Source organism: Sphaerisporangium sp. B11E5, from assembly GCF_039871875.1.
Taxonomy (GTDB): Bacteria; Actinomycetota; Actinomycetes; order Streptosporangiales; family Streptosporangiaceae; genus Sphaerisporangium.
In genome coordinates, this window is sequence record NZ_JBDPMD010000107.1 from 1 (window position 1) to 1,832 (window position 1,832).

The following is a 1,832-nucleotide window of genomic DNA, read 5'->3' on the forward strand; positions in this document are numbered from 1 at the left end:
GCGGCGACGAAACCCTCGCCGACATGCTCAAGGTCAACATCACCGGCTGCCGCTACTCCTTCGGCTACCCCGCCTGCCCCGACCTCGAGGACCAGGCCCAGCTGTTCACCCTGCTCGACCCCGCCCGCATCGGCGTCGAACTGTCCCCCGAATACCAGCTCCACCCCGAGCAGTCCACCTCCGCCCTCGTCACCCACCACCCCGAAGCCAAGTACTTCAACGTCTGACGCTAACGTTGCCGGGGTACTTCGGCGGCGTCAGGAGAAATGCGTTGGAAGCGGTTCTGTTCGACATGGACGGGCTCCTGGTCGACACCGAGAAGTACTGGTTCCAGGTCGAGACCGACGTGATGCGTCGCCTGGGCCACGGCTGGACCGTAGAAGACCAGGAACGCCTGGTCGGTGGCTCCATGCCCGCCACCGTGGCCTACATGCTCCGCGTGAGCAACTCCTCCCGCGACCCCGCCGAGATCGAGCGCTGGATGCTGGAGGGCCTCTTCGCCCTCCTGGAATCCGGCGTGGAGATGATGCCCGGTGCCCCCGAACTCCTGTCCGAGATCCGCACCGCAGGCATCCCCACGGCCCTGGTCACCTCCTCCGGCCGCCCCGTGGCCGAGGCGGTGCTGGCCACCGTGGGCCGCCACAACTTCGACGTGATCGTCACCGGCGACGACGTGACCCGCTTCAAACCCGACCCCGAGCCCTACCTCCTGGCCGCCCGCCTCCTGGGCGTGCCCCCCCACGACTGCGCCGCCCTGGAAGACTCCCCCAACGGTGTGACCGCCGCCACCGCCGCGGGCTGCGCAGTGGTGGCCGTCCCCAGCGTCCTCCCCATCCCCCCGGCTCCCCGCCGCCTGGTGGTGGAATCCCTGAAACAGGTAACCCTGAGAACCCTCCAGGACCTGACCACCTCCGGCCGCTGACCCTCCCACCCCCTCCCGCGTCCGACGGGGGCGCGGGTGCCCCGCGCGTCATTCGGCGGGGGCGTCCGCGCGCAGGGCCCGCGTGCACATGGTCAGGTTCTCCACCAGCGTCTCGCGTGTCGTGTCGTCGAGCTCCGCGAGCATGGTCTCTTCGATGCCGTCGAGCACACGGTCGCAGTGGCGCAGGGCGGACACCCCTTCACGGGTGAGGCGGACGCACAGCACCCGGCCGCCGTCCGGGTGGGGGTCCCGGCGGATCAGCCCGCGTTGTTCCAGGTCGCGGATCACGAGGTTCATCGCCTGCGGGGTGACGAAGGCGATGCGGGCCAGCTCCGCCGACGAGACTCCGTCGCGCGTGCGCAGCTCGCTGAGCGCCATGTACGCCGTCGTGGTCACGCCGTACCGGGTGAGTGCCTCCTCGAGGCGGGTACGGATGCGGCGCTCCAGGCGGTACACCAGGTAGCTCAGGCGCGGTGCGGGCGCGGTCGGCAGGGGGGCGCGAGGGGTGCGGTGAGGGGTCACCAGACGACGATAACGTGCGGCCCCTGAGTGAAAGTTTCGTGTCCCATATAAAGAGACTTGTTATCAAGTTGCTTGATATGCAGCGGATTGGCGCGGCGCCCGGACGTGAGCCGCCACGGCCGTCCGGCGGCGCCTTGACCACGACGTGACCTCACATCTATACCGGCGTGCGGTGAGACCTCGTGAGCCCGCGGCGCCGCGGTCCCGTGCGGCAACCAGAGAAGACCCCTGACATCGTCAAGCGAAGGAGCGCGGATGAAGCGAACGATCGCAGCGCTGGCTGGAGCCTGCGCCGTGCTGTTGTCGGCTGTCGCGGCCCTGGTGTTCACGCACCCGGCCGCCGCGGCCACGCTGACCGAGGTGACCAACTTCGGCTCCAACCCCGGCA

General features: G+C 69.4%; 3 protein-coding genes. 2 read left to right on the forward strand and 1 reads right to left on the reverse strand.

Going from position 1 to position 1,832, the window contains the following annotated elements:
* Together ABGB17_RS38715 and ABGB17_RS38720 are read left to right on the forward strand one after the other, a co-directional pair.
* On the forward strand, window positions 1-227 hold a 227-nt coding region (locus ABGB17_RS38715), incomplete at its 5' end, for a vitamin B12 dependent-methionine synthase activation domain-containing protein (protein WP_347639368.1).
* A 44-nt stretch (window positions 228-271) separates the two neighbouring features.
* Window positions 272-922 carry an HAD family phosphatase gene (locus ABGB17_RS38720; RefSeq protein ID WP_347639370.1) on the forward strand — a complete coding sequence of 217 codons (651 nt, stop codon included), beginning with the start codon at window positions 272-274 and terminating at the stop codon, window positions 920-922.
* A gap of 48 nt (window positions 923-970) precedes the next feature.
* On the opposite strand, the gene ABGB17_RS38725 is transcribed toward ABGB17_RS38720, so the two are convergent.
* Window positions 971-1,444 carry a MarR family transcriptional regulator gene (locus ABGB17_RS38725; protein WP_347639372.1) on the reverse strand — a complete coding sequence of 158 codons (474 nt, stop codon included), beginning with the start codon at window positions 1,442-1,444 and terminating at the stop codon, window positions 971-973.
* Between the last annotated feature and the right edge of the window lie 388 nt (window positions 1,445-1,832).